Source organism: Pseudoalteromonas rhizosphaerae, assembly GCF_028885455.1.
Classification (GTDB): domain Bacteria; phylum Pseudomonadota; class Gammaproteobacteria; order Enterobacterales; family Alteromonadaceae; genus Pseudoalteromonas; species Pseudoalteromonas rhizosphaerae.
The window spans coordinates 273,536-288,110 of the sequence record NZ_CP118496.1; the positions used below are offsets into that span (position 1 = coordinate 273,536).

The 14,575-nt window shown below is 40.8% G+C and carries 12 protein-coding genes; 7 read left to right on the plus strand and 5 right to left on the minus strand.

From position 1 onward, the window contains the following. Positions 1–162: 162 nt before the first annotated feature. The 5 genes from mnmE to rpmH all read right to left on the minus strand — a co-directional run bounded on the left by mnmE (position 163) and on the right by rpmH (position 4,266). Complete coding sequence (mnmE, locus tag PVK79_RS01300) at positions 163–1,527, minus strand: tRNA uridine-5-carboxymethylaminomethyl(34) synthesis GTPase MnmE (RefSeq protein WP_145241707.1); 1,365 nt, start codon at positions 1,525–1,527, stop codon at positions 163–165. Between the two features lie 126 nt (positions 1,528–1,653). Then, complete coding sequence (gene yidC, locus PVK79_RS01305) at positions 1,654–3,288, minus strand: membrane protein insertase YidC (protein WP_182718514.1); 1,635 nt, start codon at positions 3,286–3,288, stop codon at positions 1,654–1,656. 8 nt (positions 3,289–3,296) lie between these two features. Further along, on the minus strand, positions 3,297–3,572 hold the full coding sequence (gene yidD / locus PVK79_RS01310) for a membrane protein insertion efficiency factor YidD (RefSeq protein ID WP_064668255.1): 276 nt from the start codon (positions 3,570–3,572) through the stop codon (positions 3,297–3,299). A 126-nt stretch (positions 3,573–3,698) separates the two neighbouring features. Further along, a complete protein-coding gene (rnpA, locus tag PVK79_RS01315; RefSeq protein WP_257325167.1) occupies positions 3,699–4,124 on the minus strand; it encodes a ribonuclease P protein component in 426 nt (141 codons plus the stop codon). A gap of 7 nt (positions 4,125–4,131) precedes the next feature. Beyond that, positions 4,132–4,266 (minus strand): 50S ribosomal protein L34, encoded by a 135-nt coding sequence (rpmH, locus tag PVK79_RS01320; protein WP_004335215.1) that lies wholly within the window; start codon positions 4,264–4,266, stop codon positions 4,132–4,134. 507 nt (positions 4,267–4,773) lie between these two features. On the opposite strand from rpmH, the gene dnaA reads away from it, so the two are divergent. The 7 genes from dnaA (at position 4,774) to PVK79_RS01355 (ending at position 14,451) form a co-directional block, all read left to right on the plus strand. After that, positions 4,774–6,165 (plus strand): chromosomal replication initiator protein DnaA, encoded by a 1,392-nt coding sequence (gene dnaA, locus PVK79_RS01325; RefSeq protein ID WP_145241713.1) that lies wholly within the window; start codon positions 4,774–4,776, stop codon positions 6,163–6,165. Between the two features lie 13 nt (positions 6,166–6,178). Next, the gene (dnaN, locus tag PVK79_RS01330; RefSeq protein WP_257325168.1) at positions 6,179–7,282 is read left to right on the plus strand and encodes a DNA polymerase III subunit beta; all 1,104 of its coding nucleotides are present in this window, start codon (positions 6,179–6,181) and stop codon (positions 7,280–7,282) included. Positions 7,283–7,288: 6 nt separating this feature from the next. Further along, a complete protein-coding gene (gene recF / locus PVK79_RS01335) occupies positions 7,289–8,383 on the plus strand; it encodes a DNA replication/repair protein RecF (protein ID WP_145241717.1) in 1,095 nt (364 codons plus the stop codon). A gap of 12 nt (positions 8,384–8,395) precedes the next feature. Next, entirely contained in the window at positions 8,396–10,822 is a 2,427-nt protein-coding gene (gyrB, locus tag PVK79_RS01340; protein WP_145241719.1) for a DNA topoisomerase (ATP-hydrolyzing) subunit B, read from the plus strand. A gap of 143 nt (positions 10,823–10,965) precedes the next feature. Continuing rightward, the gene (glyQ, locus tag PVK79_RS01345; protein ID WP_145241722.1) at positions 10,966–11,868 is read left to right on the plus strand and encodes a glycine--tRNA ligase subunit alpha; all 903 of its coding nucleotides are present in this window, start codon (positions 10,966–10,968) and stop codon (positions 11,866–11,868) included. A gap of 2 nt (positions 11,869–11,870) precedes the next feature. Next, entirely contained in the window at positions 11,871–13,940 is a 2,070-nt protein-coding gene (gene glyS / locus PVK79_RS01350; RefSeq protein ID WP_182731927.1) for a glycine--tRNA ligase subunit beta, read from the plus strand. Positions 13,941–14,001: 61 nt separating this feature from the next. Next, on the plus strand, positions 14,002–14,451 hold the full coding sequence (locus tag PVK79_RS01355; RefSeq protein WP_182735381.1) for an early set domain-containing protein: 450 nt from the start codon (positions 14,002–14,004) through the stop codon (positions 14,449–14,451). Positions 14,452–14,575: the final 124 nt, after the last annotated feature.

Sequence of the window (14,575 nt, forward strand, 5' to 3'; positions counted from 1 at the left end):
GGGAGCAAATGCGGATCAATATTTAGCAAAACGGAGCAAAACCGTGGAAAGGGAAGTAAAACCTAACCATAACAGTGTTGCTGTAAAACTACTTAAATAACAGTAAGTTGATTTGATATGTTTTGAAGGGTTTTACTTTGTTTTTCATCTAAATTACGAACTTCACTTCCCGATACAAAACGAGCTGAAAATTTTGCCAAGTAGATCGTCTGAGGTAAATTCACCGGTGATCTCGTTTAAGTAGTTTTGTGTTAAACGTAGTTCTTCAGCTAGGATCTCACCGGCAATATGCATCTCTAATTGGTCTTTGCCAGTTTGTAAATGATGAGCTGCGCTATCGAGTGCATCTAAGTGACGACGACGGGCCATAAAGCCGCCTTCGGTAGCTCCCTGAAAACCTATACATGCTTTTAAGTGAGTACGAACTAACTCTATACCATCAGCATTTTTAGCACTTAAGCTGATCACTGGATATTGCTGGTTTTCGCTCATACCTACTTCGTCACCCGATAAATCGGCTTTATTTCTGATCACGGTTACGCCCATACCGGCAGGTAGTTTGGCCATAAACTCTGGCCAAATAGCATGCGGGTCAGTGTCTTTGGTATCAGTGCCATCAAGCATAAACAACACGCGATCGGCTTGTTTTATTTCATCCCATGCGCGTTCAATGCCTATTTGCTCAACGCGGTCTGGGCTTTCGCGCAGGCCTGCAGTATCAATAATATGTAGCGGCATGCCATCAATGTGAATGTGTTCTCGTAGTACGTCACGGGTGGTGCCGGCAATTTCAGTAACAATAGCGGCTTCACGCCCTGCAAGTGCATTTAGTAAACTAGATTTGCCTGCGTTAGGGCGCCCAGCAATCACCACGCGCATACCTTCACGCATAATGCTGCCTTGTTTTGCTTGATTGGTCACATTGCTTAGCTGGGTGATAATGGCATTTAGATCACCAGAGACTTTACCGTCAGATAAAAAGTCTATTTCCTCATCGGGAAAATCAATGGCCGCTTCAACGTACATACGCAAGTGAATGACTTTTTCAACTAAGGTATCAATGTGCTTAGAGAACTCGCCCTGGAGTGATTGTAAGGCGCTTTTGGCTGCTTGTTCTGAAGTGGCATTAATTAAGTCAGCAATTGCTTCTGCTTGGGTTAAATCCATTTTGTCGTTCATAAAGGCGCGCTCAGAAAACTCGCCTGGCTTTGCTAATCGCACACCTTCAATTTGGCTAATTTCTTTAAGTAGCATATCCAGTACTACAGGACCGCCATGGCCTTGTAGTTCAAGTACATCTTCGCCAGTGAAAGAGTTTGGCCCGGCAAAATAAATAGCAATACCTTGATCAAGTTGCTCGCCAGCAAGACTGTTAAATGGCACGTAATCGGCGTAACGCACCTTAGGGCAACGACCAATAATCTGTTCGGCGACGGTTTTTACTAAACTGCCAGAAACGCGAATAATACCAACGCCACCACGACCAGGTGCGGTTGCTTGTGCTGCAATTGTGTCTTGATTGATCATGCTAATAATTTGCCAACTTAAAGAGTAATGGTATGAGCGTATTGTAACCTATGCAGTTATGACTGGCGAATAGCGGGCAATAAAAAAGGCGACCAATGGTCGCCTTAATTTAAGTAACTGAGCAAATTAGCCCCTGACTTTTATTCCTTTCTTTTCCATACCGCGATAGATGATCAGCATCTGTGCGATAGAGATAAGGTTTGATACTAACCAGTAAAGTACTAGACCAGATGGGAACCAAAGGAAGAACACTGAGAAGATAACCGGCATAAAGGTCATCATCTTTTGTTGCATCGGATCAGTTACCGTCATTGGTTGTAGCTTTTGCGTAATAAACATACTGGCACCAAATAAGATTGGTAGTACGTAGTATGGGTCTTTCGCAGATAAGTCAGTTAACCAAAAAATAAATTCAGCATGACGCAGTTCTGTTGATTCTAAGAATACATAAAATAGCGCTAAGAAAATTGGCATTTGCAGCAAAATAGGGAAACAGCCACCCATAGGGTTTACTTTCTCTTTGCGGTACATTTCCATGGTTGCTTGGCCGAATTTTTGACGGTCATCACCAAACTTTTCTTTTAATGCAGCCATTTTAGGCTGTAGGGCACGCATCTTCGCCATTGACGTATATTGCGCTTTGGTAAGTGGGTACATTGCTGACTTAACAATCACAGTAATGGCGATAATTGCCACACCCCAGTTACCTAGTATGCTATGTAGCCATTTTAATAGTATAAATAACGGCTGCGAGATAAACCATAACCAACCGTAATCGACAGTTAAATCTAAGTTCGGATGAATAGCTTCAAGTATATCCGACTCTTTAGGGCCCATATAGTAAGTTGCACCAAGAGTTGCTTGTTGGTTCGCTTGTACATTTATCGGCTCACCTTTAGCACCAATAATTGCTGCGTTGCCTTTAGCAATTAAGCTGTAAAGGGTATTTTGCTGTTCTTGCGAAGGAACCCACGCACTTACAAAGTAGTGCTGAATAAAAGCAATATAACCACCTTGCGTATTAATGCTAAGGTTTTTGTCGGCCATATCAGAAAAGCTATATTTCTCGTATTTTTCCTCAGCTGAACCATAGGCAGCACCTAAGTAGTTTTGGTCAACTAAGCTGCCTTTATCTTGTACTGTGCGTTTTACTTGCGTATACAGCTGTACTTGAATTGGCTCTGCGGTAGTGTTATTTACTGAGTATTCTAAAGCAACATCGTATTGACCTTTTTTGAATACATACGTTTTAGTAAAACTAACACCTTTGCTATCAGTAAATGTAAGTGGTACGCGAAGTTCGTCACCTGTTAAAGCAAATGTTTTTTGCTCAGAGTGATAAACCGGGCGACCTTCTGCAGATGCATCTGGGCCATTTAAGCCTATTAAACCACTTTGAGAGAAATATTGTTTACCATCAAACTCACCAAGTAACATATAAGGCGTTTCGCTGCCTTTTGTTTCTTCGTATTGCAGTAAGTCAGCTTCAACAATATCACCACCACGGGTGTCAATTTTAACTTTGAATACGTCAGTCGTAATTTCAATAACTGAACGTTTCGCGGTTGTTGCTGCAGTTGGTAATTCACCATCGGTTGATGATGGAACATAATCATCAGAGTCAGGGGAATTAGTTTGTAGTGTTTGTGTGTTGGCACTAGGATCGACTTTTGGTGCGTTGTAGTCTTTATTCCACTCTTGGAACAATAAAAACGATACAAGCATCAGGCCGATGAATAAAAACGTGCGTTGCGATTCCATAACAGCTCTTATTTCTCGTGTTGGTGGTTAATATGGGTTAATTTTTCAGGTACGGGATCATCCCCACCTGAATGTAAAGGATGACATTTTAATATGCGTTTAACCGCTAACCAACTCCCTTTTACAGATCCATGCAAATTAATTGCTTGAATAGCATAACTAGAGCAGGTTGGATTAAAGCGACAATGCGGACCTAACAGCGGACTAATCCACTTTTGATAACCACGAATTAATAACACTAAACAGCGCTTAGGAAAAGCAACAAGTGGTTTTAGTAACCTCATGATGTTCAAGCCTCTGCGTAATATTTAGTGAATGGATACCATGAATTTAAACGCCCAAAATGGAATTTTAAATGCATGATTAAAAGGTGAACTAAAGATACCTTAATTAACCATGTAATTCTATTGCTATTGGCTCTGTTTATTGGATTTAGCCGATTTGTTGGGGCGTTTTTTAAACGGCGGTGGTTTTGGTGCACCAGGTTTACAGCGTTCGTTAATCTTGCGCCATAATTTAGTGAGTTGTTTAGTTAGCTCTTCATTTGACTGTTCATCAATACCACTTTTAACCATCAGCACAATATCGACATTATCAAGAGTGTGTTGGTTTAAACGAAAACTTTCGCGAGCAAGACGTTTAATACGGTTTCGTTGGCAAGCTTTTTTAACCCGTTTTTTAGCGACAGTGAGTCCTAAGCGAGGTTTTGCTTGGTCATTGGGTTTTGCTAATAAGGTAAAGAAAGGAGTTGCGGCCCGAGCGGGTTCATTAAAGATGCGAGAGTAATGCGAGGGAGTTAACAGACGTAACTCCCTGCCAAAGTTAAAGTCTTCCACTTATATATTAAGCAGAAAGAACTTTGCGGCCTTTAGCGCGGCGACGAGCTAATACTTTACGGCCATTTACAGTTGCCATGCGAGCACGGAAACCGTGTGCACGTTTGCGTTTTAAAACGCTAGGTTGAAAAGTTCTTTTCATAACAATTCCATCCGATCGGTTAAAGGTTAAAACATCCTATGCAGGTCGCGATCCTGGCACAGGTGCCATTGCGAGCGCGAGATATTATCGATGAAGTGCCTTAAAGTCAACCATAATCGCATTTATAATAGAGGGGCGATAATAGATCTGTTGGCAGGATCTGCTAGGATCCTTATATTAAAGAAGTTTTCCACAGGCTCTGTATAAAAAGTGCATAAAAGCTTGGGGTAAGTAAAATAGATCACATAATTTGATCGCGATCCAAGCCCTTTTTTGCTATGATCATACTTTGAAGTTAAAAATAATTGCTATTAAAAATCAACGTCTTGCTTGTTTTTTTTAGCCAGATCATATTTTTCAAAAAAATCAATCTTGTACTTGTGGATAAAGTGCATTCATAATACTCGGTCTTGGGTTAATAAATTGCCTAAATAATAGTAATAAATGTATGATTTCCGGCCACTAAAGATGACCGGGAATAAATACTAAGTCTTTGGGAGTTTAACTGTGTATCTGTCGGTTTGGCAAAGTTGTTTATATGTATTGCAAGATGAACTGCCTTCGCAGCAGTTCAGTATGTGGGTAAGACCACTACAAGCAGAAAGTACCGAAGATACCCTGACGATTTATGCACCTAATCGCTTTGTGCTTGATTGGGTAAGAGAAAAGTACTTAAACCGAATTAATGAATTACTTGTTGAGATTTGTAAGGATGAAGCGCCAGAGTTACGCTTTGATGTAGGTAGCAAGCCAATCCACAATGCGCAAGTGATCGCGCCTGCAACAACTGGCTCTGCGACCCCGATGAATCAGCCAGCAGCAAAGCAGCAACCAAAAGCAGCTAAAGCTGTGGTTGAGCCTGCACCTAAGTCTGGTTATAAATCAAACATAAAAGAAAACTACACCTTTGATAGTTTTGTTGAAGGTAAATCTAACCAGTTAGCAAAAGCTGCTGCGACGCAAGTTGCGGATAATCCTGGTGCTGCCTTTAACCCGGTATTTATATATGGTGGAACGGGTTTAGGTAAAACGCATTTATTACATGCGGTTGGCAATGGTATTATGGCAAATAAGCCAGATGCAAAAATTGTTTATATGCACTCAGAACGCTTTGTGCAAGATATGGTTAAAGCCCTGCAAAATAATGCTATTGAAGAATTTAAGCGTTATTACCGCAGTGTTGATGCTTTAATGATCGATGATATTCAGTTTTTTGCTAACAAAGAACGCTCTCAAGAAGAATTCTTTCATACTTTCAATGCATTACTTGAAGGTAACCAACAAATTATTTTAACCTCAGATCGTTATCCAAAAGAGATTGAAGGGGTTGAAGATCGCCTTAAATCACGTTTTGGTTGGGGTTTAACCATCGCGATTGAGCCGCCAGAGCTTGAAACGCGAGTGGCTATTTTGATGAAAAAAGCCCAGCAGAGTAAAATAAATTTACCTCACGAAGTGGCCTTTTTTATCGCTAAAAAATTACGTTCAAATGTGCGTGAGTTAGAGGGCGCGCTTAATCGTGTGATTGCTAATGCAAACTTTACTGGTCGACCAATTTCGATCGACTTTGTAAAAGAAGCATTACGTGACTTGCTCGCTTTGCAGGACAAACTGGTCACGATAGACAATATTCAACGTACGGTTGCTGAATATTATCGTATTCGCGTCTCAGACCTGCTATCTAAGCGCCGTAGCCGCTCTATCGCAAGGCCTCGCCAAGTTGCTATGGCATTGTCTAAAGAACTTACCAATCACAGCTTACCTGAGATTGGTGATGCCTTTGGTGGCCGCGACCACACTACAGTATTGCATGCGTGCAGAAAGATTAAATCACTACGTGATGAAAGCCACGAAGTGAAAGAAGATTATCAAAACCTAATAAGAACATTGTCATCTTAGGGCTGACTTTATTATGCAAATAACTATATCAAGAGAACAATTTTTAAAACCTTTGGTGCAAGTATCTGGCGCAATTGAGCGCAAGCATACCTTGCCTATCTTATCTAACGTTTTGTTAGAGGTTGAAAATGGCGAACTTTCAATGACAGGCACAGACCTTGAAATTGAACTTGTCGCAAAGGTTTTTGTTGGCGATGATACCGCTGATGCAAAATTGACTTTGCCAGCTAAAAAATTACTCGATATTTGTAAAAGTCTGCCAGACGGTTCAGATTTAACGTTGAGCAGTCAAGATCACCAACTATTACTGACCAGTGGAAAAAGCCGCTTTTCATTAACTACACTCGCTGCGGAAGACTTTCCTAATCTTGAGCTGTGGGATGGTGAAGTTGAATTTCAACTAACGCGCTTAGAACTGCGAAAGTTACTTGAAAGCACCCACTTTTCGATGGCCAATCAAGACGTACGCTATTACTTAAATGGTATGTCGTTTGAAGTAGATAATACTGATATAAAAACAGTGGCTACTGATGGTCACCGTTTAGCAATTGCGCAAAAACAATTAACGCAATCGTTAAACACTCAACGTCAGCTAATAATTCCGCGTAAAGGCGTACAAGAAATTATGCGTCTAATGGTTGCTGATGATGAGTTGGTGACAATTCAATTTGGTGCAAATCATATTCGTATTTTAGATACAGAGTTTACTTTTACGAGTAAATTAGTTGATGGGCGTTTTCCTGATTACCGCCGAGTATTGCCACGTGGTGGTGATAAAGTTATTACCGCAAATCGTGAATGGTTACGCAGTGCGTTTCAACGGGTATCTATTTTATCGAACGAGAAGTTTAGAGGTGTACGGTTAAACTTATCGAACGGACTATTAAAAATTACCGCCAACAACCCAGAGCAAGAGCAAGCTGAGGAAGTGGTTGAAGTAAGCTATCAAGGTGATGACTTAGAAATTGGCTTTAACGTATCGTATGTTTTAGATGTATTAAATACATTAAAAACAGAAGACGTTTTATTTACGCTTGCTGATTCAAATAGTAGTGCATTGATAGAAGGTGCTGGCGATGAAGAAGCCATGTACGTTGTTATGCCAATGCGCTTATAAGGCACTATGAGTTTAAGTCATTTGAGCCTCAATAATTTTCGGAATATTGAGGCGCTCACTGTAGAGCCAGTGAATGGTATTAACATAATTTATGGTGAAAATGGCAGTGGCAAAACCAGCCTTCTTGAGGCTATTTATTACCTTTCTCATGGCAAGTCTTTCCGCACCCCAAAACACAAAAGTATCATTACGCACCATAAAGAAAAATTCACCATTCATGGTCGTAAATCACTTTATAACTTATCAATTCCAATCGGTATTAGTAAGACTTTAAGTGGTGAGACAGAATTAAAAATACAGGGTAAGTCTAGTCGTCGAGTGTCTGAACTTGCCCAGTTAATGCCAGTACAAGTGATCACCCCAGAAAGCTATTCGTTGTTTTTTGGAGGTCCAAAAGAACGCCGAAAATTTTTAGATTTAGGATTGTTCCACGTGGAACAAGACTTTTTTTATTTGTGGCAATCTTTCAATAAAGTATTAAAGCAACGTAATGCATTATTGAAAAGTAAGCCTAAGAATTATTTTGATCAAATCAAGTTTTGGGATAAAGAATTTGTTAGACTGGCAGACCAAATAAATAATTTACGAATTGCGTATATAAGTAGGTTTAAGCAGCAATTTTTTGATAAAATGTGTGCAGAATTAACGCTTATACGCGATTTAGAAATAAGTTTTTATGCTGGTTGGAAAGAAAATGAATCTCTAGCCGACGCTCTCGAACAAAGCTTTGAGCGTGATAGTCGCCAAGGTTTTACAAATAAAGGGCCGCATAAAGCTGATTTCAGTTTTAGTGTCGCTGGCAATAGTGTGGAAAACACCTTTTCACGCGGTCAATTGAAGCTATTGCTTTATGCGTTAAAAGTAACGCAAAATAGTTTGATTGAGTCAGAGACAGAAAAGCAATCAATATTGCTAATAGATGATCTACCTTCAGAGTTAGGGGAAGATACGAAAGAGAAAGTAGGACAGTTATTGTCGCACTGTAGCTCTCAAATATTTATCTCTACAATTCAATCTGAAAGTATTTCTGCTGTGGTGGAACCCATGCAACGAGAACTACAAATGTTCCACGTGAAACATGGCAACCTAATAACAAGATAAGTGGGATTAACCATGTCTGAGAATTACGATTCGTCGAGTATTAAAGTACTAAAAGGATTAGACGCAGTAAGAAAGCGTCCTGGAATGTATATAGGGGACACCGATGATGGCACAGGCTTACACCACATGGTGTTTGAAGTCGTTGATAACTCTATCGATGAAGCCTTAGCAGGTCATTGTGATGACATCTTTGTCTCAATTCATTTAGATGGTTCAGTCTCTGTTCGAGATAACGGCCGTGGTATTCCAACTTCAATTCATGAAGAAGAAGGCGTGTCAGCTGCTGAAGTAATTATGACAGTACTACATGCTGGTGGTAAGTTTGATGATAACTCATATAAAGTATCAGGCGGCTTACACGGTGTTGGTGTTTCAGTAGTAAATGCGCTTTCAGAAAAATTAAAGCTAACAGTTCGTCGTGAAGGCAAGTTACATGAGCAATTTTACACTATGGGTGTTCCTGATGCGCCACTAGCTGTAATTGGCGAATCAGAAACCACAGGTACTGAACTTCGTTTTTGGCCAAGTGGTGAGACTTTCACAAATTTAGATTTCCATTACGATATTTTAGCTAAGCGCTTACGCGAGTTATCATTCCTGAATTCAGGTGTGAGTATTATTTTAAATGATGAACGCGAAGAAAATAAAACAGACCACTTTAAATATGAAGGGGGTATTCGTGCCTTCGTTGAGTATTTAAACCGTAACAAGACACCTATTCATAAAGGTGTATTCCACTTTACTCATGAACGTGAAGAAGATGGTATTAGCGTTGAAGTATCAATGCAGTGGAATGATGCTTACCAAGAAAACATTTACTGTTTTACAAACAACATTCCACAACGTGATGGTGGTACTCACTTAGCCGGTTTTAGATCTGCGCTAACTCGTACACTTAACAACTATATGGAAAAAGAAGGCTTTAACAAAAAAGCTAAAACAACCAGTAATGCAACAGGCGATGATGCCCGTGAAGGCTTAACTGCAGTTGTTAGTGTTAAAGTTCCTGATCCTAAGTTCTCATCACAAACCAAAGATAAGCTAGTTTCAAGCGAAGTTAAATCAGCTGTAGAACAGGCAATGGCTGAGAAATTCACTGAATTCTTATTAGAAAATCCAGTAGACGCAAAAATAGTTGTTGGTAAAATCATTGATGCTTCTCGTGCTCGTGAAGCGGCGCGTAAAGCCCGTGAAATGACTCGTCGTAAAGGCGCAATGGACTTAGCAGGTTTACCTGGTAAGTTAGCGGATTGCCAAGAAAAAGATCCAGCCCTGTCTGAACTATATATAGTGGAAGGGGACTCTGCTGGCGGATCAGCCAAGCAGGGTCGTAACCGTAAGAATCAAGCGATTCTTCCGCTTAAAGGTAAAATACTAAACGTAGAGAAAGCGCGTTTTGATAAGATGTTATCTTCACAAGAAGTTGCCACGTTAATTACAGCCCTTGGTTGTGGTATTGGCCGCGATGAGTATAACCCTGAAAAATTACGCTATCACCGCATCATTATCATGACCGATGCTGACGTCGATGGTTCGCACATTCGTACGTTACTGTTGACCTTTTTCTACCGTCAAATGCCAGAAATCGTTGAACGTGGTTATATCTATATTGCTCAACCACCACTTTATAAAGTGAAAAAAGGTAAACAAGAGCGCTATATTAAAGATGATCCAGCACTTGTCGAATACCTAACTTCATTAGCATTAAATGGTGCCGCACTTTATACCGGTGCTGATGCATCTGCACTTGAAGGTGAAGCTTTAGAGGCTATCGTTCATGATTATCAAAACACCGTTAAAGTTATTGAGCGCTTAAAACGTAAATACCCGAATACGGTTATGGAACGTTTGATCTATCAAACAGAGCTAAACGAAACTGATTTAGCCGATGAAGCTAAAGTAATCGAGTGGACCAAAACGTTAGTCGATGACTTAGTCGCACGTGATGAAGATGCAACTATCTTCGCTGCTGCAACAGAGCATGATACTGAGCGTAACTTATATTACCCAGTTATCAATATTCGCCAACACGGTGTTGATAAGGCACACGTACTGAGCCATGATTTTATCTCTTCACGTGATTATAAACGCATCGCAGTAACTGGTACTAACATTGCCAATATCTTAAGTGAAGGTGCTTATATTCAACGTGGAGAGAAAACACTAGCTGTTGATAACTTTGTGGATGCATTGGAATGGTTGATCGCAGAATCTAAGCGTGGGCTATATATCCAGCGCTATAAAGGACTAGGTGAGATGAATCCAAGTCAGCTGTGGGAAACTACCATGGATCCTTCAGCGCGTCGCATGTTACAAGTAACCATTGAAGATGCTGTTGGTGCAGACCAATTATTCGCAACCTTGATGGGTGACCAAGTTGAGCCGCGTCGTGAGTTCATAGAAACGAATGCACTACGTGTAGTTAACTTAGACGTATAATTAAATTATAGTAATTACAAAAAAGGAGCCTTAGGCTCCTTTTTTATTTTCTCAATTGCACAAACTGCTTAAAACATGACTACGCACAAGGTATACTGAAGGTAATTTTCACGCTACATCACAGCAGATACTAAAAGCCAAATATGCAAAAATATGACGTTAAAACCTTTCAAGGTTTGATCCTGGCTTTACAGGATTACTGGGCACAGCAAGGCTGTGTCATTATTCAGCCACTTGATATGGAAGTTGGTGCAGGCACATTTCATCCGCAAACATTTTTAAAGTCTATTGGTCCTGAACCAATGTCGAGCGCGTATGTGCAACCATGTCGTCGTCCTACCGATGGCCGTTATGGTGAGAATCCAAATCGCCTGCAACATTACTACCAGTTCCAAGTCGTATTAAAACCATCACCAGATAACATCCAGGAGCTATATTTAGGCTCATTAGCGGCTGTTGGCATTGATACCCTTACTGACGAAGTACGCTTCGTTGAAGACAACTGGGAATCACCTACGCTAGGCGCATGGGGTCTTGGTTGGGAGATCTGGTTAAACGGTATGGAAGTAACCCAGTTTACCTACTTCCAACAAGTAGGGGGCTTAGAGTGCTCTCCTGTTACTGGTGAGATCACTTATGGTCTTGAGCGTTTAGCTATGTACATTCAAGGCGTAGATAGCATCTACGATCTAGTATGGGCTGATGGCCCAATGGGCCGTGTTACTTACGGTGATGTATTCCATCAGAACGAAGTTGAGCAATCAACTTATAACTTTGAGCATGCAAATGTTGACGATTTATTTGCCCAGTTTGATAAATGCGAAGCTGAGAGCCAAAAGCTAATTGAAGCAAGCTTACCATTACCTGCTTATGAGCAAGTAATGAAAGCATCACACGCATTTAACTTATTGGATGCACGTCACGCTATTTCGGTGACAGAGCGCCAGCGTTATATCTTGCGCGTTCGTGCATTATCTAAAGCGTGTGCACAAAGTTATTATGACAAACGCGAAGCGCTTGGTTTCCCGTTGTGTAAGGATAAGTAAGCATGTCAGCACAAAATTTATTAGTAGAAATTGGCACCGAAGAGTTGCCACCAAAATCATTGCGTAAACTTGCCGAAGCATTTGCTGCAAATCTGACTGCAGAGCTTGAGAGTCTAGAGCTTAATCACCAAGGCGTAAGCTGGTATGCATCTCCTCGTCGCTTAGGTTTACAAGTAACAGCACTTGAAGCTCAGCAACAAGACAAAGAAGTAGAAAAACGTGGTCCAGCAACGAAGGCTGCATTTGATGCCGATGGCAAGCCGACCAAAGCTGCAATGGGTTGGGCTCGTGGTTGTGGTATTGAAGTAAGTGAAGCGCAAACACTCGAGACCGATAAAGGTGCATGGTTGTTACACATTGCTAAAGTAGCAGGCAAAGAAACCACAGCCTTGATGGCTGATGCGGTAAATAAAGCGTTAGCTAAACTTCCTATTCCTAAACCAATGCGTTGGGGGGCGAATAAAACACAATTTATTCGTCCTGTTCATACCGCAACTATTTTGTTTGGCGATCAGCTAATTGAAGGCGAAGTCCTTGGTAAAGCAGTGGGTAACCAACTGCAAGGCCATCGTTTTCATCATCCAGAAAAAATCACAATCAAACACGCTGATGATGTTTTTGAGGTGCTTAAGTCTGCACATGTTGTTGCTGATTACCAGCAGCGTAAAGCACAAATTCGAAGCCAAATCGAAGCTGCAGCAACAGCCGTTAATGCAGTAGTAGCTATGGATGAAGATTTACTTGAAGAAGTAACTTCATTGGTTGAATGGCCAGTAACTCTTACTGCAACATTTGAAGAAGCGTTTTTAGATGTACCAGCCGAAGCGCTGATCTACACCATGAAAGACGATCAAAAATACTTCCCATTACTTGATCAAGACGGCAAGCTACTTAATAAGTTTTTGTTTGTTTCAAACATCGAAAGTAAAAACCCAAGCGTAGTTATTGCTGGTAACGAGAAAGTAGTGCGCCCGCGTTTAGCTGATGCGCAGTTCTTCTTTGAAACAGATAAAAAGAAAACTCTTGAAAGCCGTTTAGAATCACTTAATAGCGTATTGTTCCAACAGCAATTGGGTACGCTTAAAGATAAGTCAGAGCGTATTAGTGAACTTGCTGGTTACATTGCTGAGCAATTAGGTGCCGATAAAACACTTGCTAAGCGTGCTGGTTTATTAAGTAAAACCGATCTAATGACCGAAATGGTGATGGAGTTTACTGACGTACAAGGTGTGATGGGGATGCACTATGCACGCCATGACGGTGAAGCCGAAGATGTTGCCATTGCCCAAAACGAGCAATACATGCCGCGTTTTGCCGGTGATAATTTACCTACAAACTTAATTAGCTGCGCGGTAGCGATTGCCGATAAGTTCGATACACTGGTAGGTATTTTTGGTATTGGCCAAGCACCAAAAGGTGATAAAGATCCGTTTGCGCTTCGTCGTGCAGCCATTGGTGCGCTGCGTATCATGGTAGAAAAAGAACTACCACTTGATATTTTAGATCTAGTCGCAAAATCACAAACCCTGTTTGGCGACAAGCTAACTAACTTAAATGTATCAGCCGATGTGTTTGAATTTATGCTAGGGCGTTTTCGTGCATGGTATCAAGATGAAGGTATTGAAGTAGACGTTATTCAAGCTGTACTAGTACGTCGCCCAACTAAGCCTGTTGATTTTGACCGTCGTGTTAAAGCGGTAAGTCACTTCCGTACATTAGACGCCGCAGAAGCGCTTGCAGCAGCTAATAAACGGGTAAGTAATATTCTGGCTAAAAATGACATTACAACGCAAGGCACTGTTGATGAGAGCTTATTAAGCGATGATGCCGAAAAGGCATTAGCGGCACAAGTTGCTAAGTTTGCCACTGAATTAGCGCCGTTATACGCGGCTGGCGACTATCAAGAAGCGCTTGCCCAACTTGCGGGTATTCGTGAAAGTGTTGATAACTTCTTCGACAACGTGATGGTAATGGCAGACGATGAAGCCGTTAAGCAAAACCGTTTAGCATTACTAAGTCAACTGAGTGGTCTATTTTTAGATATTGCTGATATTTCTGTATTACAGAAATAAATTCAGCTTCGCTTAAAAAGCCAGCAGCTATGCTGGCTTTTTAGTATTAGAGGGAATACCTATGAAACGTATATTAACAGTGGCTCTAGTTGCTTTACTGAGTGCTTGTTCGAGCCAAATACAAATGCCAGATCTTAGCGATGTACTGCCAGGCCAAGAACTTGACCGTACAATGTACCTACGCGGCGACTTCAATTTATGGGATGCAGAAACGCAATATGAATTTACTCAAGTCGCGCCTGCGCTTTATCAAGCACAAGTAAAGTTTTCAACACCGGGTAAAGTGTATGAGTTTAAAATCGCTGATATGGAGTGGAGCGCAGGTTATAACTGTGGGTTCAGTGAACAAGATCCAACCGGTCAATCTCTGACGTTAGGGCAAAGCGTTGTTGCCGATTGTGACACTACTTATAATTATTTTAGCTTCACTCCTGCAATTAAAGGCAGCTACATCGTTAGCATCGATTATCATAATAACGATCAGCCAAAAGTAACAATAACTAAAAAATAGAGCTACAGGGTAAATATTGCCATTATAATGTCTGATTATATTTACAGAAGTAATAACACCCTGTTAAAATTGGTACAGATTTTTTGTAATAATCGAAGTCAATTATTTTTGAGTACTATATCAA